The sequence below is a fragment of the Occallatibacter sp. genome (assembly GCF_035317045.1).
GTDB lineage: Bacteria > Acidobacteriota > Terriglobia > Terriglobales > Acidobacteriaceae > Telmatobacter.
Genome location: NZ_DATHHT010000022.1, coordinates 107,530 through 129,940, shown reverse-complemented (window position 1 = coordinate 129,940; position 22,411 = coordinate 107,530). Strand labels below are relative to the sequence as shown.

At 59.0% G+C, this 22,411-nt stretch carries 16 protein-coding genes; 6 read left to right on the top strand and 10 right to left on the bottom strand.

What is annotated here, in order from left to right; genetic code table 11:
- Positions 1-5 precede the first annotated feature (5 nt).
- Entirely contained in the window at positions 6-1,490 is a 1,485-nt protein-coding gene (locus tag VK574_RS10240; RefSeq protein ID WP_472799744.1) for a hypothetical protein, read from the bottom strand.
- A 158-nt stretch (positions 1,491-1,648) separates the two neighbouring features.
- On the opposite strand from VK574_RS10240, the gene VK574_RS10235 reads away from it, so the two are divergent.
- Entirely contained in the window at positions 1,649-2,923 is a 1,275-nt protein-coding gene (locus VK574_RS10235) for a PP2C family protein-serine/threonine phosphatase (RefSeq protein WP_472799743.1), read from the top strand.
- Positions 2,924-3,462: 539 nt separating this feature from the next.
- Here the strand turns inward: VK574_RS10235 and VK574_RS10230 are convergent.
- The 3 genes from VK574_RS10230 to VK574_RS10220 form a co-directional block, all read right to left on the bottom strand.
- Positions 3,463-4,032 (bottom strand): GNAT family N-acetyltransferase, encoded by a 570-nt coding sequence (locus tag VK574_RS10230; RefSeq protein WP_472799742.1) that lies wholly within the window; start codon positions 4,030-4,032, stop codon positions 3,463-3,465.
- Complete coding sequence (locus VK574_RS10225) at positions 4,029-4,448, bottom strand: VOC family protein (RefSeq protein WP_472799741.1); 420 nt, start codon at positions 4,446-4,448, stop codon at positions 4,029-4,031. Before VK574_RS10225 ends, VK574_RS10230 begins: the two co-directional genes overlap by 4 nt.
- A gap of 66 nt (positions 4,449-4,514) precedes the next feature.
- Positions 4,515-5,951, bottom strand: a complete 1,437-nt coding sequence (locus VK574_RS10220; protein ID WP_472799740.1) for an ATP-binding protein — start codon at positions 5,949-5,951, stop codon at positions 4,515-4,517.
- A gap of 180 nt (positions 5,952-6,131) precedes the next feature.
- Between VK574_RS10220 and VK574_RS10215 the strand changes: the two genes are divergently transcribed.
- Positions 6,132-8,363, top strand: coding sequence for an alpha-galactosidase (locus tag VK574_RS10215; protein ID WP_472799739.1), 2,232 nt, complete (start codon positions 6,132-6,134; stop codon positions 8,361-8,363).
- Between the two features lie 413 nt (positions 8,364-8,776).
- On the opposite strand, the gene VK574_RS10210 is transcribed toward VK574_RS10215, so the two are convergent.
- The 5 genes from VK574_RS10210 to VK574_RS10190 form a co-directional block, all read right to left on the bottom strand.
- Entirely contained in the window at positions 8,777-9,553 is a 777-nt protein-coding gene (locus VK574_RS10210; protein ID WP_472799738.1) for a class I SAM-dependent methyltransferase, read from the bottom strand.
- Between the two features lie 387 nt (positions 9,554-9,940).
- A complete protein-coding gene (locus VK574_RS10205) occupies positions 9,941-11,017 on the bottom strand; it encodes a hypothetical protein (protein ID WP_472799737.1) in 1,077 nt (358 codons plus the stop codon).
- A 295-nt stretch (positions 11,018-11,312) separates the two neighbouring features.
- Positions 11,313-12,443, bottom strand: coding sequence for an alpha/beta hydrolase (locus VK574_RS10200; RefSeq protein ID WP_472799736.1), 1,131 nt, complete (start codon positions 12,441-12,443; stop codon positions 11,313-11,315).
- A gap of 143 nt (positions 12,444-12,586) precedes the next feature.
- Positions 12,587-13,444, bottom strand: coding sequence for a 3-hydroxybutyryl-CoA dehydrogenase (locus VK574_RS10195; protein ID WP_472799735.1), 858 nt, complete (start codon positions 13,442-13,444; stop codon positions 12,587-12,589).
- A gap of 330 nt (positions 13,445-13,774) precedes the next feature.
- Positions 13,775-14,707 (bottom strand): hypothetical protein, encoded by a 933-nt coding sequence (locus tag VK574_RS10190; protein ID WP_472799734.1) that lies wholly within the window; start codon positions 14,705-14,707, stop codon positions 13,775-13,777.
- Between the two features lie 350 nt (positions 14,708-15,057).
- Between VK574_RS10190 and eno the strand changes: the two genes are divergently transcribed.
- The 4 genes from eno to VK574_RS10170 all read left to right on the top strand — a co-directional run bounded on the left by eno (position 15,058) and on the right by VK574_RS10170 (position 21,711).
- Positions 15,058-16,458 (top strand): phosphopyruvate hydratase, encoded by a 1,401-nt coding sequence (gene eno, locus VK574_RS10185; protein ID WP_472799761.1) that lies wholly within the window; start codon positions 15,058-15,060, stop codon positions 16,456-16,458.
- 135 nt (positions 16,459-16,593) lie between these two features.
- A complete protein-coding gene (gene ampH / locus VK574_RS10180) occupies positions 16,594-17,859 on the top strand; it encodes a D-alanyl-D-alanine-carboxypeptidase/endopeptidase AmpH (protein WP_472799733.1) in 1,266 nt (421 codons plus the stop codon).
- Positions 17,860-18,897: 1,038 nt separating this feature from the next.
- Complete coding sequence (gene gpmI / locus VK574_RS10175; RefSeq protein ID WP_472799732.1) at positions 18,898-20,511, top strand: 2,3-bisphosphoglycerate-independent phosphoglycerate mutase; 1,614 nt, start codon at positions 18,898-18,900, stop codon at positions 20,509-20,511.
- 225 nt (positions 20,512-20,736) lie between these two features.
- A complete protein-coding gene (locus VK574_RS10170; RefSeq protein ID WP_472799760.1) occupies positions 20,737-21,711 on the top strand; it encodes a DMT family transporter in 975 nt (324 codons plus the stop codon).
- A 70-nt stretch (positions 21,712-21,781) separates the two neighbouring features.
- Here the strand turns inward: VK574_RS10170 and VK574_RS10165 are convergent, their stop codons facing one another.
- Complete coding sequence (locus tag VK574_RS10165; RefSeq protein WP_472799731.1) at positions 21,782-22,264, bottom strand: hypothetical protein; 483 nt, start codon at positions 22,262-22,264, stop codon at positions 21,782-21,784.
- Positions 22,265-22,411: the final 147 nt, after the last annotated feature.

Genomic DNA, 22,411 nt, shown 5'->3' with positions numbered 1-22,411 from the left:
TGGGTTTACCGTTCGCTCTTCGTCAACAACGCCAGGCCCAAGCCTTCTATGGCGCCTCGGCGGCCGGGAGCATCCACAAGGGATTTGCGAAATGTGACGCCAGCCTCGTAGAGGTGATGCTGCTGGAGCAGGAGGTAGCCTAGCTGTTCGCGGGCGGGGATGATGGGGCCGGGAGTGGCGGGGGATTTCTCTATCGCGTCTTCCTGGTCGGCGGCTGCACGCATTTCGGTCAGGGCTTTTTGAGGATCTCTGTTTGCCTGGGCTGACCAGGCAGCCACTTCCGAAGCCAGAATGTGCACCTGCGCGGCCCAATATTCGTTACCCGCGCGATGCAAGTCATCTTCGTACTTTTGCAACTGCGTAATATTAGCGCCTACATCGGCCGGCTGCTTACCGCGCACGATACCCAATGTGCGCGCCCATACGGCGATGGCCGCAACGTGCGGCGGGGAACCTGGGATGGGCTGGATGTTTGCTGCCTCGTCCCACCTGGCCTGTTCGACGGCGAATCGCACGGGCATGGCGGTCGCGGCGTAGCCTGACTTGAAGTCGCCCCTGATGGCTTTGTTCATGCTTGCGAGATGGTCGAGAACCTGGTGCGCGTCATCATAACGACCAAGTTGAAGGTAGGCGTAGACGAGATAGTCCATCGAGTGAAGTTCTTCACCGAGGTCGCCTTGATCACGCGCAGCCTTGCCTGCGGCCAGATTCGACGCAATGGAATCCTGCCACAGGCCGAGACGCGTGAAGATATGCGATGGCATGTGCAGCGCGTGAGGAGCATCGGGCGCGATCTGCGCGTACTTGCGGGCGGCCGGCAGACCCCGTTCGGCGAGTTCGCTGCTGTCGCAGGCGTGGATGATGTAATGCGTGATCCCGGGGTGATCGGGATATTTGCGATCGAGCGGCTCGAGAATCGCGAGCGCCTGTTTCTGACGCGCGTGGGTTTTGTCCGCGAGGGAGACATTTGAAAGCAGGGACAGGGCGTAAAAGACCTGGGCTTCGACGTCGTCGTTGTCGCGTGCCAATTCGGCCATTGCGTGTTCGTAGTTCAGATCACGGGCAGCGAAGGGAACCGTATCTGAATTCGCAAACACAAGGGAAAGCGCATGAATGTATTCGCGTTCGCGCGTGCTCGGCGAGCCGAGGGTCTGCGCCAATTCGATTTCATGCTTTGCCTCAGGCAATGTTGCGGGCGGCAGTTGCGGCTCCCATTGCTCGTGAAAATCGGACATCGCTACGCCCCAGTGCGCGATGGCGCATTGAGGGTCTTTGGCGGCTATTTTGCGAAAGGTAGTGTGGGCGGCCGCGAATGCGAAGGAATGAAGCAAGGCGACGCCGCGATTGAATTCCGCACGGACTGCGGGAGCGCAGGAGATGTGAAACGACACGGTGCCGAGCCTGGCCGGGACGGGGTGGTCGCGCATCTCCTGGGCAGAGAGACCGAGAGGCGCGCATACCAGAAAAAGGAATATCCCGCGGGCAATCACGATGGTCGACCTCCGCTGCAGGTTACATAGATTTCTACCAGAAGCTGATGGCCTCACCTCCTGGCCCACCGCTTCAGGCCGGCAAAAGTGTTGAATCATGTTGCTTTTCCGGGCATCCATAAAGCAGGTGTCGCCCGCCCAGGGCAAAGGGGACTTCCATGGCTTCAGTCAGTGCAGGTCGTCCACGTGGCGCATTCATCCCAGCCCGCATTCACTCATCCGCAGACTTTACACAGACGCTGATGAAGCTGCAGCGGGCCACGCACCTGATTGCTTCGACCCTGGACTTCGAGACTCTTGTCGATCGCGTGGTGAAAGAGATTGCCAGTTCGATTGGGAGCGTTGAAGTGGCTGTCTGGCTGCGTGACGACGACGCAAACGAGATGGTCATGCAGGGCGTGTGTGGCTGCACGAAGTTCTCCAAGGGGAACCGGCTGCAGATCGGCACGCAGGGAATGGTGGGGCACGTTGGGGCTTCAGGGTGCATGCGCTATGCTCCCGACGTCAGCGTGGATCCGTACTTTATTCCATGCGAACCGGGAACGCGTTCTTCGGTGACGATTCCTCTGAGGACGGGTGAACGCGTGATGGGCGTGCTCTCGATCGATCACGAGGAACTGAATGCATTTTCGCCGGACCAGTTGACGGTTCTGGAGGCGATCGCAGGCCACATCGCGATTGCGATTGAGAATGCCCGCATTCTGCAACTGGAGCGGGAGCATCGGCAGCGATTGCAGAAGGAGTCGGCCGATGCGCGGGCTATCCAGGAGGCATTGTTTCTCAAGCCGGTGCCCTTGATTCCGGGGTTTGCGCTGGAGACGGCATGGCATCCGGCGGGTTCGGTTGCCGGCGACTGGTTTGACTTTATTTGTCTTGGGGAGGATCGGTACGGCATCGCCCTCGGTGATGTGTCAGGGAAGGGAATGCCGGCGGCGCTGTTGATGTCGGCCACGCGGGCGCTGCTGCGTTCGATTGCGCCGCTTTATCCCACGCCCTCGGAGACGCTCGGTCGCCTGAATCGGGCTTTGATTGAGGATTTTCCGGCAGGCAAATTCGTGACGATGATTTATGGAGTGCTGGATGCGCGAACGCGGCAGCTGACACTGGCGAGCGCGGGGCACCTGCATCCGCTGGTTGTGAATCACAAGACGGCGTTTCTTGAACTTGATACGGGTCTGCCACTGGGGCTCAGGGAGTCAGTGTATCCGGAGAAGACCATTACGCTCTCGGCCGATACGCATGTGGTGCTTTATACGGACGGGATTACGGAAGCCGAAAACACGTTGAGCGAGGAGTTTGGGGCCGATCGCCTTCGCGAACACTTTCTTGCCCCGGGAGCTTGCGTGGACGGCCTTGTGAACCAGGTAAAGGAATTCGTGGGCGGATCCCCGGACGTGGATGATGCAACGGTCGTGCTGCTACGCAGCCGGTAATCGTGCTTAGGGCCGGGGGAGCCGGTTCAAGTGGGTTTCCCGTGCACGCCACGGCGCCGGCTGAGTGGGCATCAGGGCCTTGGCGAGGAAGAATATCAAGTAAGACGAGCAGGAGATTGCCAGGTGCAGCATGGTGGGCCTCCGAAGGTGGATTGGTTCACAGCCTTGCGACGCACATGGAAGATGCACGACGCGTGCCAAACGAGCGTCAGGTGGCTTCGGCATTGTGGTTGTTTGAGTTGCGAGATCGCGACGGGTCGGCGGCGGCAGAGAGTGGCGAAGTGACGATGACGAGATGTCGTCATGTGACGAAAGGCCGTCAGTTGGAGTTCGTTGCAAATGAGAGCTTGCGGGATCTGGCGGGGGCAGTGGAAGGGCACCTGCAGGTTCCTCCACTCGCTTCGCGTCGGTCGGAATGACACGGGCTTAAGACTGCGCGGCGAATGACATGGGCTTGAGACTGCGCGGCGAATGACACGGGCTTGAGACTGCGCTGGCGAATGAGATGGGCTTGAGACTGCGCGGCGGTGAAGAGCGAATCAAAAACAGCGGACGTAGCTGAAGATGTCGCTTTTCTTTTGCGGCTTTAGATTTGGGAAGACGAAGTGCTCGCGGTGGACTTCCTCGCGGGTGAAGCCGCACTTCTCGAGGACGTGGGCGGACGGGGCGTGTTCGGCGTGGCAGATGGCCTCGAGGCGCTCGACTCCGGTCTGCTGCGCGATGTCGACCATGGCCTGCAGAGATTCAGTGGCATAGCCCTGGCCCCATGCATCCCTGGCAAAAACATAGCCGGTGATGGCGCGGGTGGGGCTCTTGTAGAAGAGGCCAGTGCTGCCCACGAGCTTTCCGGCGACGTCGCTATCTCGCGTATGCACCAGGTAGGGGCCAGCGGGCCAGCGCTGCCACTCGTCGTCGCTCATGGCGAGAAATGCGAGAGTGTCTGCAACGCTGCGGTGTGTGGGCCAACTGAGGTAGCGCGTGACATCGCGGTCGGAGGCGTAACGGTGAAAGACGGCCTGGGCGTCGCTTCGTTTGGGTCTGCGCAAGAGAAGGCGTTCAGTCTCGATGGTCTCCGGCGCTTTCAGGTCTTTGCCTTCCAGTTCCATCATCGCTCCGAGAGATCCTTGCCGATTTCCCAGTGGTGGCCGAAGGGATCGAGGACGCGGCCAATGCGCCATCCGTAGGACTCGTCGCGCACGGGGCTGATGGAAGTAGCACCGGCCGCAATGGCCTGATCGAAGAGGGTGTGGGGATCGTCGACGATGAGGACCATGTGCATGGTGCTGCCGCCGAGCGACTCGGGGCTGAAGTTCTGGTGGACCGGCGATTCCTCTGAGACCCAGAAGTCGCCGTTGCCCACGTCGAGGTGCGCGATGACGCTGCCATCCTCATTGTCCATACGTTCGATGGACGTTGCACCGAATGCGCGGAGGTAGAAGTCCAGCGCTGCGGCGCTACGTCGGACGTAGAGCATCGTGGTTAGGGTCGTCTCGACTCTTTTGCTGGTAGACACGGAATCGGCCATTGGAAGGCTCCTATGCTGGAAAGCTCCTATGGTGTGAACGAGCGGAGTTTTTTCAGTCTTGCTGCGTCAATAGGCCTGAAGCTGGTCGAGCGGGAGGCGAACGCGGAAGCAGGTTGACCCCGGATCGGAACGGACGCTCAGGTGGCCGCGATGTTTCCGCACAATGCGCATGGCGTTGTCGAGGCCCAGACCGAGACCCAGACCGGGCGCCTTGGTGGTGAAGAAGGGCTCGAAGATGCGGTCCTGCAACTCGGGAGGAATGCCGGGGCCCGTATCCCAGATCTCGACCAGCATCATCTCGCCTTCAAGGCGGCACGTGAGCTTTAATTTGCCGCCGTGATCTGTTTCTGCGAGGGCGTCGAGCGCGTTCTCGATGAGTGCCGTCCAAACCTGGTTCAGTTCGCTGCCATAAGCGCTGATGCGAGGCAGATCGGGCTGGTAATTGCGCTCGATCACGACCTTGTTCATGCGCGACTGAAGCATCTGGATGGTTGCATCGAGGCCGGCGGGTACGTCGACTTCGAGAATGGGAGCGCGGTCCATGTAGGAGTACGCCTTGACGGCGCTGATGAGATCGAAGATGCGCGCTGTTGAGTTGAGCAGAGTATCGACAGAGCGGGTGGATCTTAAGTAGCGCGCGAAGTATTGCAGGGAAACACAGGCTTCGTCGGAGCCGATGAGTGCACGAAGTTCCTCGAGGTCGGCGACGGTGGCGCGCTGCTCCGCGAGCTGAGCGGCTACTTCCCAAGCGCCTTCGCAGGGCAAAGCGGTGAGCCAGTTGCGGAGTTCCTCTTCGAGCTGGATCTGCTGGCCTGCGTCCTGGCGAGTGGAGCGACTCATGATTTTCTGTTCCCAGGCCTCGACGCCGTGGGTCTGTTGCTCGGTGAGGGCGAGGCTGACGAGCTTGAAACGGTTTTCGCGGTTCGAGCGGAGCTCCATCACCAGGCTGGAGGCAGAGCGCTGGGCGGCAGATGCGGGATTGTTGAGCTCGTGAGCCAGATTGCCAGCGAGCTTGCCGAGAGCGGTGAGCTTTTCGGCTTGCTGTTCGATGCGCGTGACTTCGCGCACGCGGTCGAGCAGGGTGGAGACGACGCGTTGCGTCATGGAGGGAATGGCCGCGAGCATCTCAGGGAATTTTTCCTTATGGACGAGCAAGGCCCAAACCGGTGTGATCGCGAAACCCTGGCCGCCTGACATCTTCATACGCGAGAAGGGAAGCAGGCCGGTCATCTGACCGGTGCGGCCGATGAAGAGTTCCATGGGTCCACCGCGCTGGCGGCGTACGTGGATCTCTCCCTTAAGGATGAGGATCATGCGATCGGCGGGCTGACCCTCTTCGAACATAATGTCGCCGGGCTGCGCGACGACCTCTTCGCCGTTTTGCGCGAGCCAGAGGCGGTCTTCGAAGGGAAGTCCCTGCAATGGGACGACGCGATCAATCGCCGCCGCGATGGTTTCGGCGGGAGTGGGACAGGCTGGCGCGGTTAGGGTAGGGGAGAGCATCCTGAACCTCCGGCTAGGTCAGCTTCAGGATAGCCCATACCCCGGTTGAAGCCTGAAAAGAAGTGTTGTGAAGCGGTATGGCAGATGGGTGAACGGCGAATGGCTGGCGGTCAAGTGCGGCGAAGTGGGGATGCCGGTGCTATGATGAGCGGTTTGAAAATTCACTTCAGGAAAGAGTTTATGTTCCGCAGAATATTTTCCGTTGCACTCGTTGTTTCCTCTTCATTTATCGCCATCGCGCAGACGTCCAGAGGTTCATTCGACGCAAACACAAAGGTATTTCGCCTGGACGGGGGAAACGTTACGTATGCGTTTGGCGTGAATGCGCGTGGAGAATTGCAGCAGCTTTACTGGGGCGGGCGGCTGGGGGCGGAGGATGGCGTTCCGGGTGCGGTGCCGGCGCGCGAATGGGCTTCGTTTGACTCGTCGTACAGCAACACTGCGCAGGAGTATGCGGGATGGGGTGCGGGTCTGTTTGTGGAGCCGGCGCTGAAGGTGACGTTCGCGGATGGGAATCGCGACCTGGTGCTGCATTACGACCGGCATGAGACTACATCGGATGGTTTCAATGTTGTCCTTAAAGACATCAAACGAAAGGTCTTCGTGACGCTGCACTACTCGATTGACGCGGGCAGCGGAATTCTGGCGAGGTCGGCGACGATTGAGAACCGGGAGGCGCAGCCGGTCACGATCGAGCAGGCTGCCGCGGCGGCGTGGGCTTTGCCGGCGGCGCATTACACGCTGAATTATTTGACTGGCCGCTGGGCGGGCGAGTGGACGCTGACGCAGGAGCAGCTTCGTCCGGGAGCGCGCGTGCTTGAGAGCCGGCGGGGGAACACCGGGAATCAGGGCAATCCGTGGTTTGCCATCGAGGCGGGTGACCGACCGGATGAGAACGCGGGCGAAGTGTGGTTTGGGGCGCTGGCGTGGAGTGGGTCGTGGAGGATAACCGTCGAGCAGGATCAACTGGATGCGGTTCGCGTGACGGGAGGATTCAATCCGTTTGATTTTGGATATGTGCTGCATCCCGGTGAAAAGCTGGAGTCGCCTGTGTTTTATGGCGGATATAGCGCGCATGGGCTGGGTGGGGCATCGCGGCTTTTGCATCACTTCGAGATCGCGCACGTGCTTCCGCATCGCGTTGGCGAAGGGGATGAGGAGGCACCCAAACCGCGGCCAGTTATCTACAACTCGTGGGAGGCGACCGAGTTCAAAGTCAGCGAAGAGGGCCAGATGGCGCTGGCGGAGAAGGCTGCGGCGCTTGGCATCGATCGCTTTGTGATGGACGACGGCTGGTTTGGTCAGCGCAAAGACGACCACGCTGGACTTGGCGACTGGTATGTGAACCCGCAGAAGTTTCCGCATGGGCTTAAGCCGCTGATCGACAAGGTGCATGCGCTGGGGATGGACTTTGGGCTGTGGGTTGAACCGGAAATGGTGAACCCTGATTCCGATTTGTATCGGCTGCATCCGGACTGGGTTTTGAATTTTCCGGGGCGTCCGCGGTCGGAGGAGCGCAACCAACTGGTGTTGAACCTGGCACGACCCGATGTGCGGGATTACATTCTTGGATTTCTTGACAAGCTGCTTACGGAAAACGATATTGCGTTTTTGAAGTGGGACTACAACCGGAACTGGAGCGAGCCGGGATGGGATCAGCTTCCACCAGCCGAGCAGAAGAAGGTTTACGTGGAGTTCACGCGCAACCTCTATGCGATTCTTGCGGAACTGAAGAAGCGGCATCCGAAGGTGGAATTGGAATCCTGCTCGGGCGGCGGAGGGCGCGTGGATCTGGGGATTCTGCAATATGCGGACGAGGTGTGGCCGTCGGACAATACCGATCCGTTTGACAGGCTCACGCAGCAGGATGGATTCACATACGCGTACACGCCGCAGATCATGATGGCGTGGGTGACGGATTCTCCTCATAATCTTGAGGGACAGCGCCGCGTGACTTCGCTGCAGTACCGGATGCTGAGTTCGATGCAGGGATCGCTTGGCATCGGCGCCAACATTACCAACTGGAATGACGAGGAGATGGCAACGGCCAAGCGACTGATCGCGGCGTATCACCAGGTGCAGGCGACGATTGTGCAGGGCGATCTGTACCGATTGATTTCGCCGCGGAATGGGAGCGAGTTCTCGGCTACGCAGACCGTGAATCGCGACAAGGGCCAGTCTGTCGTGTTCGCGTTCATTCATTCAACGCAGGAAGGACGCGGGTTTCCGCGGCTGAAGTTGGAGGGGCTCGATCCGAAGGCTAATTACGCCTTGACGTCGATTGAGGGCGCTGCGGCGAAGGGAACTCCTGCGATGGCGAGCGGCGCCTGGTGGATGAATCACGGGCTTGATATGAGTGACGATTTCAAAGGAGACTTTCAGGCGGCGGCCTTCCGGCTGGACAGGAAGTAGATCCCGAGTTGCGAGGTTACAGCGTGCGCGCACGGGTCCGACTCTGCATCGTTCTGCCGGCATTCATGACGGTTCTGCACATATGTCTGTTGGTCTTCGTGATTCAAGATAGTCGAAGCCTGCATACCTTACAAGACGCAAGGCAAACCAGCGTTCAACGCGCACCTCTTCAGGAAGATGAGACGGTCCCTTTTACTCCGAATCCACCAGGCCTTGGAGATCCCAGCGGGACAGCAGAAAATCAACTGCAGGTTCCTCCACTCCCCGTTCGCTGCGCTCAGGGTCGGTCGGAATGACAGAGATTTGATACGGAGAGCGGGCGAGACTCGCGCTTTCCCACCCTTGACTGCGTCAAGGATGGGGCACCCGGCGATGGCATTCCGGCTGGACAGGAAGTAGATGGAAGTCTCAAGTCACTTGACCACGCAATATTGTTTGCCGACATATCCCGTTGCTGGTGCCTGCTGCAGGTACACCAGTTTGCCGTTGAAGTCTTTGGCTGCAGTATTGGTTAACTGAATATCGGCGACACGGGCAGTGCCAAGGGCTTCCCGAACGACTGATTCGGGGAGGCAATGCATCTGCATGTCTCCGGCACTGGATCCAAGTATCCTTCGAATGCGGGAGCGCAGATGGAGCACGTGCCGAACGCGAACCAGCTTCGACGAGAGGTCAGGGGCTGCAAACGAATCCTGCACGCCGAACACCAGCACTCCGCCGCTGTCGAGCACACGAACAAACTCCCGAAGGTAATTCGTTGCATAGCGCCGCGGTACGTGTTGCAGGACAATGTTGCAATAGATGAAGGCAAACTCGCCGTCAGCAAACGGCAGGGTGGCGCTGGAGTTTACCAGGTATCGGCAGCGCGGGTATTTGTTCAGCGATTCAGCCTTGCGAATCATTTCTGCCGAGATGTCTACGCCGACGGCCGACTGAAAGCGACGCGCAATGGCCTGCGTCAATCGGCCGACGCCGCAACCGAAGTCCAACGCCGCACCCTGGAAATCAGGAAGCCCCTCGAGTGTTTTGAGATGGTTAAGGACGGTATCGATCTCGGCTTCACCGGTAGCGAAAAATTCCGCCAAATCCCATTTGCCGCCAGCCTTGCTTGCATCAGTGAGAATGGCGGAGAGCGCGTCCTTCTCCGCGAGCGACTCCCAGGTTCCGCGTAGTTTTTCGAGATCACTCACAGATTTGTACTCCGGTAAAACTTCTGCTACATGCAATGCTACCCGTTTTGATGGGCGGTGCAGGAGTCTCGTCTCAAAGTCTTGACGTCGAAATTCTGTCCCGCTGGTATGTGCTCGTGCGGCGGGGTGCTCCAAGCCGAGCGCGCACCGGGTCTAACTGGAAATTCGTTTCTGGAGATGGAGAAAACCCTCAGAGGGGCGAAGTTGCGGAGTCTCCTGGAAAGGATTCAATGGCGATTCCAGGTCATCCCGGGAAACAGCTGAAAAGCAACTGCAGGTTCCTCCGCTCACTCCGTTCGGTCGGAATGACATTGATTTGAGCAGGGGAGTGAATTGGGTTCGTGCTTTCCCATCCTTGACTGCGCCAAGATGGGTACAGACCGTCCTCTATGTCGTAACGAGGTGGACGGAGGCGCTGGGGCAGTGAGATTTGAGCTTCTGCTGAAGAAGCTGCAGGTCGGAGGCATGTTCCGGGGGAATGGGAATTCGCTGGGTTAGGATCGTGGAGGAAGACCCGTTGAAGGATTGAAACATCAGGGTCAAGTGGGCCGGCGGGTCGGTGGCAAGCGTGGCCTTCAGCAAATATCTCCCGGAAAGAATCCAGGGCATGTAAGTGCCGTTGCAAAATAGACCTTCATCACCGAACCAGGCCTCGGGTGCGGCGGTGAGGAGGCTTCGATAGCGGCGATCGAAATTGGTGCGCTTGAACCAGTAGGCTACGAGCACCAGCAGAATAATGAAGCCTGTGAGTCCGCTAACGATTATCAGCTTCTCTTGAACGCTTCCGCCGGAAATGAGAGTGCCAAGCGCGAAAAGTCCGGCACAGAATAGGACGAAGAGCGAGACGCGCTTCCAACTCCATGGCCCTTCCTGCGATTTTTCCCATTCGCGCTGGTTCTCAGCCCAGTGCGCCCAGAACTCCGGGGAATATTGCCAGTGCGCCCAGGGCGTGGCCAGGATCGCGGTCATACCGCGATCATTGCGACGCGCCATCATGTAGCCGATGGACAACATGGGGCCGCAAGCGAGCAGCATAAACCCTCCAAGCCCGATTGGCAGCCAGTTGAGCGATGGCGGAAGCACAAGCGCAGCGGCCGCGTTGATGAGCAGGAAGATTACGAGGCGCCAGATCCAGCGGTAGACCTTGTGCCGATTGAAGCTGATCAGCTTCGCCGATGATGGCAATTGTGCAACATGAGCGTCTGTAATGCGAACGATGAGAATGCTGGCGGCGGAGCCGAGCACGATGATGGCCAGGAAGCCGGCGATCCCTTGTGCGACCGGTGATTGGATGATTTTGCCGTTCACGATCGCCTGCGACGCGCCCATCACGACTACGACGATGAACAGAAATACGCCGATCAGCTTCAGCGTGGCTTTGAGGGAATAGAGCGGGCTCTTTCGCCAGCCGGCAAAGGCACCGACGACCGTGAGGATGGCGAAGATGAGGAGGGCAAATTGCATGGGGTCAGGATCGGTTCCAAGTGTTGCCGGTATTGTGTTCGCGCTTTTCGTCCGTTGACTGCGTCAAGGATGGCACCCGGCCGGGTCTAAAGGCTCTTTCTCTCAGCAGCCTGAAGGCTGCTGCCTCCACCGTATTCGATTCGCCTGGGTGTTCAGGATGACGCGGGTTTGATGCGGAGAGCGATTGAGGTTCGTGCTTTCCCACCCTTGACTGCGTCAAGGATGGGGCACCCAGCGATCCTGCTGGCGAGGTTACAACTTGTGTCTAGCTAGTTCTGTCCAGCTGATCTGATTGCTAACGGGACGGCTTGTAGCCTTGCCAGACGTATTCGAGGGCTTCGGGGAGGGTTTGGGCTTTGACGGCGCGATCGACGTGGCCGGCATTTACGGCGAAGACGAACTGGTAGTGATACTTTTTTGCCGCGAGCACTTTTGCCATGCGCTCGTTGGCTTCGACCCAGTCGTGCATGTTGTCGCGCATGACGTTGGGGTTGAAGAGATCGCGGTCGCCTACTTCCATCCATAGGCGGATCGGCTTGCGCTTGCTGCCGGGAATCAGGTGCTCGTGGAATTCCCATGCGCCGTGTGGCGTGCTCGCATCGTAAGGCCATTGCTGATTGACGTAGGTTCCCGAGTAGGTGAGGACGCGGTGATAGAGATCGGGGTGATACCAGGCCATGATGAGGGCGCAGGATCCGCCGGAACTGCCGCCCATGGTCGCGCGGCCATCGGGGTTATGCGTGAGCTTGACGTGCGCTTCGGTCTCGACGCGGGGAAGGACTTCGTTTTCGACGAACTCTGCGTAGCGGCCGGACATGGTGTCGTATTCGAGGCCGCGCTCGCTGCCCTGCGCATCGCCGCTTCCATTGCCGATGGAGATGGCGATCATGACGGGCAGCTTTTGTTCGGCTATGAGGCCGTCGAGCGCGGTGAAGAGCATGCGGTCGGTGCCGTCGGCGCCAACGATGAAGGCGGCTTCGCTGCCGGGGACGTAGGCCTTGGGAACGTACACCGCAACGTTGCGCGTGTAGGGAGCGGGATGGCTGGTGGTGATGACGAGTTTCGCGGGGTCGGTGGGATCAGGCGTGCCAAAGGTGCCTTTGTCGCGAGCGATGCCGGGGTAATACTTGCTGTCGGCAGAACTCATGGTGAATTCAACGACGGAGCCATTGGTCAGATCGGGGGTGGTTGTTTCAGGCGCGGGGGGATGGGTGGGGCCGATGATGAAGTTGCCGTCGGCGGTGGGAGAGGGGACGGCGCCATCGGGCAATTGGGTTGCGGCGACGTAGCCGGGGGTGTGGGGGTTGCGGGTGGGGAAGGCAGGGCGCGGGGATTGCGGCGTTTGGCCAAACGCCGTGCTCGCGATGAGGCATGCGATCAGGCAAGGGTGGAACCGGATTGCTTCAATTCCCGATCTGCGATTCACGCGCATTTTGAATCTCCTTTTAGCTTGTTATCGAAGTCCGGGAAATGGATTGCTTTCGTGGTCAATGAGGCTGCGTTGAAAAAGGAACTGCAGGTTCCTCGACTCCCGTTGGTCGCTCGGAATGACAGTTTGCCCCGTCATCGCTATTTCTCGTAGGCGAAGAAGCCGCGGGCGGATTTGCGGCCTAGCCAGCCGGCGTCGACCATGCGAATGAGCAGAGGGCACGGGCGATATTTCGGGTCGCCGAAGCCATCCTGCAGGACGCGCAGAATATCCACGCAGACATCGATGCCAATGAAGTCGGCGAGCGTAAGCGGGCCCATGGGGTGCGCCATGCCGAGCTTGAAGACCTGGTCGATGGCTTCGGGAGTGGCGACGCCTTCCATGACGGCGAAGGCGGCTTCGTTAATGAGGGGCATCAGAACGCGGTTGGAGACGAAACCGGGAGCATCGTTTACTTCTACGGGCGTCTTGCCGAGTTGCAGGGATAAATCGCGCACCGCGGTGAAGGTCGCGTCGCTCGTCGCCATGCCGCGCACAATTTCAACGAGAGCCATGATGGGGACCGGGTTGAAGAAGTGCATGCCGATGACTTGCGCGGGGCGACGCGTGAGCGCGGCCATTTTTGTGATCGAGATCGACGAGGTATTTGTGGCCAGGATTGCAGTTGCAGGGAGGATGCGGTCGAGAGCGCGAAAGACTTCGGATTTCAGATCGAGGCGTTCGGGTGCGGCTTCAACGGCAATCTCTGCGCCAGCCAGCGATTCCATGTCGACGGTGGTGCGGATGCGGCTGAGAGTCGGCTCGATTTCTGATTCGGGCAGCTTGCCTTTGGCGGCTTCGCGGCCGAGGTTGGTGCGGATGGAGGCCAAGGCGCGGTCGAGAAATCGCTGTTCCACATCGCACAAAGTGACTTGAAGCCCGGATCGGGCAAAGACATGGGCGATGCCTGAGCCCATGGTTCCCGCGCCGACGACGGCGACTTTCTGAATCTGATGCACGCACAAACCTCCCGGGCAAGAGGGAGTTTAGCAGGGTGGGGGTGCGTTCGAAGAACTGACCTGATGGGTGGTTGCGCGGCATAAAAGCAACTGCAGGTTCCTCGGCTCCCGAAGGTCGCTCGGAATGACAGTGGAGATGGGGAGGTTCGTGTTTCCCATCAAACAAGCTCGGATGGGGAACCCAGAGGTTGTGGCACTGAGGCGACGAGCAACTGCAGGTTCCTCGGCTCCCGAAGGTCGCTCGGAATGACAAGTCCTATTTAAGTGAGTTCAGACAAAAGCGGCGCGAACAGAGTCGCGCCGCAAATTTACCCAATTCCCGCGAAAGAGTTAATTGCCCTGGGAGCCCTCAGGTACGAGCCGCACCTGCTCGGTGAGCGTGAGCATGAGGTAGGATCCAGTTTCCAGATTGGCCTGAGGATGGCTGACCAGGAGATGCGTTGTGACCACGCCGGCACCGATGATGCCGCCAGCCAGCATTCCAACAGGGCCGCCCAACACTGCTCCAGTCACCATGCCGCCGCCGACCACGCCGCCGTATTCAATGCCGTTGCGTTTCAGGCGCGAGCCGGGGGTGATGACACCTTCTGACCCGACGCGCAGGTTCGAACCGGGGGTGGAGGCAACCATGGCGTGGAGCTGATATCTGGTGCCGTTTTCGAGCGTGACGGTCTCCGGCTCGAGAAGGAGGGAACCGTGGCCGGCGAAGTGACCGGTAGAGACCTGGGCGACTTTACCGTCGATCTCGGCGCCAGCGGGGATCACGACGCGGCCGTCCTGCAAAACATCGCTGACTACGCGGCTGCGGAAAGGCTCTCCCTGTTCGGATAGTGCGCTTGAAATTTCGTTGATGAGCTGGACGCGGATGAGGGTGCCCTCGCCGAGGGTTCCCGGAGGAAGAGGAGCGGGGTGCACGATGTCGCCATCAGGATCGGCTGAGGCTGTGCGCGTAGCCAGGCCGGGGGCCGAAGGGGCAACTCCGACGATGCCTTCGTCGGTGCCGTCGCCGTAGTTTCGCGGAACGGGACCGGCGTTTGGCAGGGCGTTCATGGCCTGCGGAGCCGGTTGGGTAACGGGCACCTGCTGCAAGGGATGACCGGCAGGCGGCTTGGGTATGGGAACCGGCTGCTCACTGGTGATGATGGTGTCGTCAGGAGGCGGATTGGAGGTTCCCTCGTAAGGATTGGTCTGGCTTGATTGCTGAGCCACGAGGGCTGTGGCAGCCAACGCAAAGAATGCACATGCAAGAATCGGCCGATTCATCCGAATTCCCCCTCTGATTTGATGCAGGCGGTACTCCCCTGCGCGTATAGACCCGCGATGCGGGAAAAAGTTCTTCAGACGCGACGCGCTGAATTGTTTCCGGCGCAAATCGCGACTGAATAAATGCTAGCTTGCGGCCGTTACCGGTGCAGCACTGCGAAGGGTGGCCGGTGCCTTCGGCAGTACGAATCAAGTGAGATAACCCAGCGTGCATTTTTCGGGGCAGCAATCGTTTGCTGAGTGTGACCGGCGTTACACGAAGCATTCATGGTGCGTTTGTTAGAATCCGAACTGAACCGTTTTCAATTTATTTCACGCTTTTTTGCGCGGACGGAGGGGAATTGAAGCACGTGCACGAGCTTCTGGAAACAATTCAGAGCGCTGCCGGAGAGGCCGTTGCCGTGGATCGCCGTCCCAAACTGAACGACCGGCTGCAGCACCGCATTGCGAGGACAGAAATGACAGAGATTGTTGCGATTCGCGCCCGCGAAGTACTTGATTCGCGTGGAAATCCCACCGTTGAAGCCGATGTGATCTTGGAGAGCGGTGCGCTGGGCCGTGCCATCGTACCTTCTGGCGCTTCCACCGGCGAGCATGAGGCCGTTGAACTGCGCGACGGCGACAAGAGCCACTATTTGGGCAAGGGTGTGCTGCAGGCGGTGGCCAACATTGAAACGGTCATCGCGCCCGAACTGGAAGGCATGGATGCGGCGAACCAGCGGCTGATCGACCAGACAATGATCGCGCTGGACGGCACGGCGAACAAAGGCAAGCTGGGCGCGAACGCCATTCTTGCGGTATCGCTGGCGGCGGCGCGGGCAACTGCGCAGACGCTGGAGATTCCGCTGTATCGCTACCTGGGTGGCGTGAATGCGTGCGTGCTGCCGACACCGATGTTGAACGTGCTGAACGGCGGAGCGCATGCCGATTCAAACGTGGACTTTCAGGAGTTCATGATCATGCCGGTCGGGGCAGAGCGTTTCAGCGATGCGCTGCGGTGGGCGGCCGAGACGTTCCACACGCTGAAGAGCGTGTTGAAGAAGAAGGGGTACAGCACGGCGGTGGGCGATGAGGGCGGGTTTGCTCCTTCGCTGAAGTCGAACAGCGAAGCGATTGAGTTGATTCTCGAAGCGATTACGCAGGCCGGTTACAAGCCCGGCGAGCAGATCGCGATTGCGCTCGATCCGGCTTCCAGTGAGTTTTTCGACAAGGAAAAGAATAAGTACGTTTTCAAGAAGAGCGATAAGCGCGAGTTGACGAGTGAAGAGATGGTCAACTTCTGGGACAACTGGAGCCGCCAGTATCCGATCGTCTCGCTCGAGGATGGATTGGCCGAGGACGACTGGGAAGGCTGGAAGCTGCTGACCGACAAGATGGGCAGCCGCATTCAGCTTGTGGGCGATGATTTGTTCGTGACCAATGTGAAGCGCCTTCAGCGCGGCATTGAAGAGGGCGTGGCGAATTCGATTCTGATCAAGGTGAACCAGATCGGCACGCTGACCGAGACGCTTGAGGCCATCGAACTGGGACGCCGCTACGGGTACACGTCGGTGATGTCGCACCGTTCGGGCGAGAGCGAGGATACGTTCATTGCGGATCTCGCAGTGGCGACGGGTGTGGGCCAGATCAAGACCGGCTCGGTGAGCCGCACGGATCGTATCGCCAAGTACAACCAGTTGCTGCGCATCGAGGAAGAACTCGGTGCCGGTGCGGTTTACCTGGGACTGGAAGCGCTGAACTACGAAGAGTAGTTTCGCGTTCAACATGGACAACGAATCGTGCTTTTCGTCCTGGATGTACCGGGATGGGAAGCACGATTTGCTGTTTTGGTACCTGACTTTTGGGACGTGGACAGCAGGCCAGGGAGCGGGCCTACACTAAAGACAATGCGCTTCCTCATAGCCTCCCTTTTCCTGCTCAGTCTCATTTCCGCCGGCCAGACCGCGCCTGTGGTGACCCTGCATGATTTGAAGGAAGCCGATACGCTAGGCGCCGATCTGTACGCAAACTCGGGTGCAACAGGGATGGTGCTGGTGATGGTGCGCGGGGACCAGGTGTATTTCAAGGGCTATGGAGAATCAGTGCCGGGATCGCAGGAAGTTCCGAGTCTGAATTCAGAGCTGCGGCTCTGCTCGCTGACGAAGATTTTCACCACTGACCTGCTGGCAAAGCTTGTAGCGGACGGCAGGGTGCATCTGGACGACACGCTGAAGAAATATGCACCGGAAAGCGCGGTTGTTCCTGAGAGAGATGCGCCGATCACGCTGGAGGAGTTGGCGACCCATACGGCGGGGCTGGAGCGCGAGATTGGAACAGCGCCGCGGCGAACGCCTCACTTTTCTTATCCCGACTACGAGATGCGATGGCACTGGCTGGCGAGCGCGGAGCTCAAGTTCACACCGGGAACGAAAGCGTTCTACTCCAACGTTGGGTTTGATCTGTTGAGCGACGCACTGGCAAAGGCTTCGCATACGCCTTACGATGCGCTGCTGGATAAGCGCACGCTGAAGCCGCTCAAAATGTGGAACACGACTTTCTATCCGAATCCCGGACAGTGCGAACGGCTGATGACGGGTGCGCACGAGGAGGGCCCGTGCACCATCACGGCGAATACGGAGGGAAGCAGCGGCCTCTACTCCACGCCGGCAGATATGGAGAATTTTCTCCGCTACCTGGTGGGCGCGGGTGCGCCGGCGCAGGCCGACGATGCGCATGGGGTGTATCTGCTGCCGTCGAAGCTGGCCGGACAATACGGACTGGATCACGCAGGCAAACCTAGCGGAATCGGCCTGGGCTGGATGCACGTGGGCGGGAACGATGACGTCGAGCACCTCATTGAGAAGACCGGGGGCGGGGCGGGATTCACCACCTACATCGCGTTTCATCCCGCGAGCCACACAGCGCTCTTTGTGGCGGTGACCGAAGGGCCGGGGCGGAGATGGAAGCCAGGCTTCAATCTCTTCAAGGCATCGAACAATGGATTGCTGGCGCTGGCAGGACTGCCACCGTTAGCGGACGCGCCCAGGCGGAGAATTGTGCGTCAGCACACGGCTCGAACAACGATGAGAGTCCGCGCGAAAAATAGGGGAACGCAGAAGCGCGGGGTGCGCGCGGCGCAGAGGACGGTTGGGGCTTCTAGAGCGGGAGTCTAATTGCGTGCGACTGTGCGCCCTGAAGTTTGCCCGCTGGAATTCCGGCTGAGCTTCGGTCTGTGCTTTCCCAGGTCCGAAAACACGGACCTCGGCCACCCGGCATAGTGACACTCGCGAAACTGTACTCATCGACCTGCTGAGGTCTTCGCTTCTTCCCTACGATCACCCTTGAGGAATGCGGGGTGAGACGGTGAAAACCAGATCTTTTCGGAATGTCCTGTGTATTTTGATGGCAGCGGTATTCGCAGCACAACAGACTGGTATGGCGGAAGAGCCGGTCAGCACGGGAACTCATGCGCAGACGGTTTTCGCATATCAAAGTTCTTCCTGGGCCCGTGCGCATCAAGCACTCTTCGGAGCTTCACTCCTTCCGGTTGACGTGCCAGTTGAACTAATTCCGGTCGACCCCTCTGCGTTGGAACGCGCGACCGTGAATTCGACTGTGACATTCCGGATCGTCCGTAACGTTGCTGGCGGGTACGGTTCCGCGGGAACACTCGTCGAGGCGAAGGTGACCCGAATTCGCGAAGGGAAGCTCCGCGTGCGCCGCGGAATGCTCGAACCGCGTGTGGTAGAGGTAACCGCGCCGGGGCTAATGGAATCCAGCCCGCCTCCCGGGTTTTTGAAGCTGAGATTGGAAAGCTCCCCGAGGAGCAGTTCCAGCCGAAGGGCAATGAAATTCGTTACCTTTCCCTTGACAGCTATTCGCATCTTCGTCATAACTCCAGCCGAGTGGGTATATCTCGTAACCCTCTGCGGAATCACACGTTGTGAGATTTGACATTTGAGCAAGCGAGGCGCCGGGAATCTTTCCGCCCCAAACTCAAAGCACTTGTCTTGAAGTCGTTCGCGCCCAGCGAGAAGAAGTTCAGATTAGATTGTGCTTTCCCATGTCTCTAAACCGAGACACCGGGCACCCAGTTTTGTCTGCGTACCAAAATTTATGCGTGGGCGCATTGTGACGTTGCCGCGCGGCAACGTATGTCGAGCATTTATCCTGATATCAAGTAAATCGCTCGATTACGAGGTATCTTCTTCGTGGCTTCAAGCAAACATCCTCTTGTTCTTACCATCCTCGATGGATGGGGATTTCGGGCCGAAACGGCCAACAATGCGATTGCGCTGGCGCGCAAGCCAAGTTACGACAAGCTGCTGCGCGAGTTTCCGAATACACTGATCCAGGCTTCGGATCATTTTGTCGGACTGCCGGATGGACAGATGGGGAACAGCGAAGTTGGCCATCTGAACATCGGGGCGGGACGCATTGTGCAGATGGATATCACGCGCATCGACGCGCTGATCGCTGCTGGGCAATTTTCGAAGGAGCCGACGATTGTGGAAGCGATGCTGAAGGCGCGGGATGGCCGGCATGCGCTGCACCTGTTCGGGCTTGTTTCGGATGGAGGGGTGCATTCGCACCAGGAGCATCTCTACGCACTGCTGCGCACGGCGCGCGCGTACGGGCTGCCCAACGTGTTTGTGCATGCGTTCATGGATGGACGCGATACAGCGCCGGACTCGGGCGCCGGATACATTGCGAAGCTTGAGCAGAGGATGCGGGAGTACGGCGTGGGCAAGGTGGCCTCGATCAACGGCCGCTACTACGCGATGGATCGCGACAAGCGCTGGGAGCGCGAGCGCAAGGCCTTCGATGCGATGGTAAGCGGCAAGGCGGAGGGCGGCGCGTATCCGGATCCGGTGGCGCGGCTCAAGGAGAGCTACAACAACGGCGTGACCGACGAGTTCGTGATTCCGTTTGTGGTGGTGGACGCAGCAGGGAAGCCGGTTGGGCAGATTCGCGATGAGGATGTCTGCATCAATTTCAACTACCGCGCCGATCGTGCACGGCAGATTACGCGGGTGCTGGCGCGCGAGAGCGGGTTGAACAAGGATGGCGGTCGCAATCTCGAAGGGTGGGAAGCGCTGGATGAGGCGATTCCGCGCAGCGAGATTCCGAAGAATCTGCATTACCTGTGCATGACGCAGTACGACAAGCTGTATGCGCTGCCCATGATTATTTTGCCGGAGTCGATGGACAACATTCTGGCGAATATTCTTTCGGCACACAATCTGCGCAATCTGCGCGTGGCCGAGACGGAGAAGTTCGCGCACGTGACGTACTTTTTCAATGGCGGCATCGAGAAGCCTTTTCCGGGCGAGGATCGCACGATGATTCCATCGCTGAAGGTGGCTACATATGATCTGGCGCCGGAGATGAAGGCCGAGGCGATTGGCGACACCATTGTAAAGGCGATTGACGACACCGCGTTCGACCTGGTGGTTGCGAATTTTGCCAACGCGGACATGGTGGGCCATTCGGGCAAACTGGAGCCGACGATTCGCGCGTGCGAGGCCGTGGACGCGCAGCTTGGGCGCATTTATAAGGCGATCAAGGAGAAGAATGGGAGCTGGCTGATCACGGCGGATCACGGCAATGCGGAAATGATGGTCGATCCGGTGACCGGCGGTCCGCACACCGCGCATACTACCAATCCGGTGCCGATGATTTATGTCGCTGAAGATGGTCCGAGTTATCGGCTGAGGCCGGATGGCTCGCTGCGGGATATTTCGCCGACGTTGTTGAATCTGCTGAAGCTTGGGTTGCCAAAGGAAATGACGGGCGGGGATATGCGGGTGCCGATCGCGAAGTAGATCAAAATCGGTGCGCTATCTCAGAAGTTCGTGACCTAAGTCGCAAAATGCAACCGCAGATCCTTCGACTCCGTTGGCCGAAATACCGGCCAAACTACGCTCAGGATGACAGATCAGTTCAAATGCGAATTTCAGAGACAAGGAACCAGCGAGCCTTTGTGTCTCGTTTCTGTGGCATGCGGGAGTTGTTACTCTTAATTTGAGTTCGATTCCGGTCCTGCCAATCTGACTACGCGTGCCCATCACGGTCTGCTCGATCGCAAACGGATTCCCCGAACATCCGATCTGGGAGCGATCGGGCTCGCGTTGAGCGGCTTCACATTCTGGGTTCTAGCCGACAGCGTCATCAAGGTGGTTGGCCGATCGCGGCTGCCGGCGTACGAAGTAATCGCATTTCTGGGGTTATTTATCTGTGGTTATATGGCGGCGTACGCGGGGGCGCGTCATGAGATCGGGTCGCTCTGGCCTACGCGACCGCGCCGGCAGCTCGTACGCTCGTGTCTCGATCTTGTGAACAATCTGTGCGTCGTTGTCGCACTTCGTCACGTCACGCTGACGCTGTTCTACATCCTTATCTTTCTGGCGCCAATGGTCGTTACTTTTCTGGCTGCGATTTTTCTGCATGAGAAGATAGGCGTTCGAAAAGCGCTGGCCATCATCGTCGGCTTTGCCGGCGTCGTGATTGCGGTAAATCCTTTTGGAGCGTCCAGGCAGGGCGATTGGGTTGGCTTCGCGGCATGCATGGTTTGCGTCGGCTGCTTCTCGGTAAACATGGTCTGGTCGCGGGTTCTGACGAGGACCGAATCGCCGGAGAGCCTCGCATTCCTTTCAGGAGTCGTAATGGCGATTGTCGGATTTGGTGCAATGCTGTGGCATGCTGAGCCGCTGAGCTGGCGCTTACTCGAGGGGCTGTTGGGCACGGGCGCATTCTGCTCGGCGGGAAGCATCTGCTTCTTTCTTGCGCTCAAACACACTTCCGCTTCCAATGTGTCGCAATACCACTACACGCAGCTGATCACGGGAGCGCTGGTTTCCTATCTTGTGTGGCATGAACTTCCGACTGTCTGGATGGTGCTGGGCGGTTGTCTCATTATTGCGTCAGGGCTCTACATCGCGGTGATGGCGTCACGAACGCGAGTGGCGGACCGCGATCTGGCAGCGGGGCAAATTCTGCACGACCAGCCGGGCAGCTTACCTTGAAGAGAAAGCAGCAGGAAATGGAAAAGGCCTCCCATTGAGGAGGCCTTTTGATTTTGAAGTGGGCGCGGCGTTAGCGGGGGCGCAGGGACTTGATGGCATTGGGGAGGCGCTCGAAGGCTTCGGGAAGCCGCTCTTCGAGGATGCGGGCGCGCTCGGCGGCGATTCCGCCGAGATACGAGGGAAGGGGGGTCGCCGTGAGCACGAGCACAAACGCAATCACCGAGAAGCAGACGCCGGCGACGGCTGCCGAAACCAGCATGTGATAGGTGTCGACGATGTCGAGGCCGAGGATGTTGAAGGCGACATGCTCGAGGGGCTTGATGTGGCGCAGCACCGCGAGCGCGAAGAGGGAGAAGAATACGGAGAGAGAGGTGAGAACGACGAGAGTAACGTCGAGACTGCGGTGGAATTTCAGGCGGGCGCGGCAGCGGCTGCAATCGGCGAAATGCTGCTCGTAATCTCTGCGCATTTCCGGGGAAATTCCTGAAATGTCATACCGCCAGCTCGCAAGGATAGCGCCAACAACGCGGTCGGTACATTCAGTTTTCGCCATAGACTTTAGACTCGCTCTGTGCAGAATCTGGATGTTGTCGCGGTTTGCACGGGAGCGCGGCAACTCAACGCAAACATTGGATGCTCGATTAGTACCCAATGATGCATATTACTGAAAACCTGCTGAAAAGATGAAGCTTACATCGCA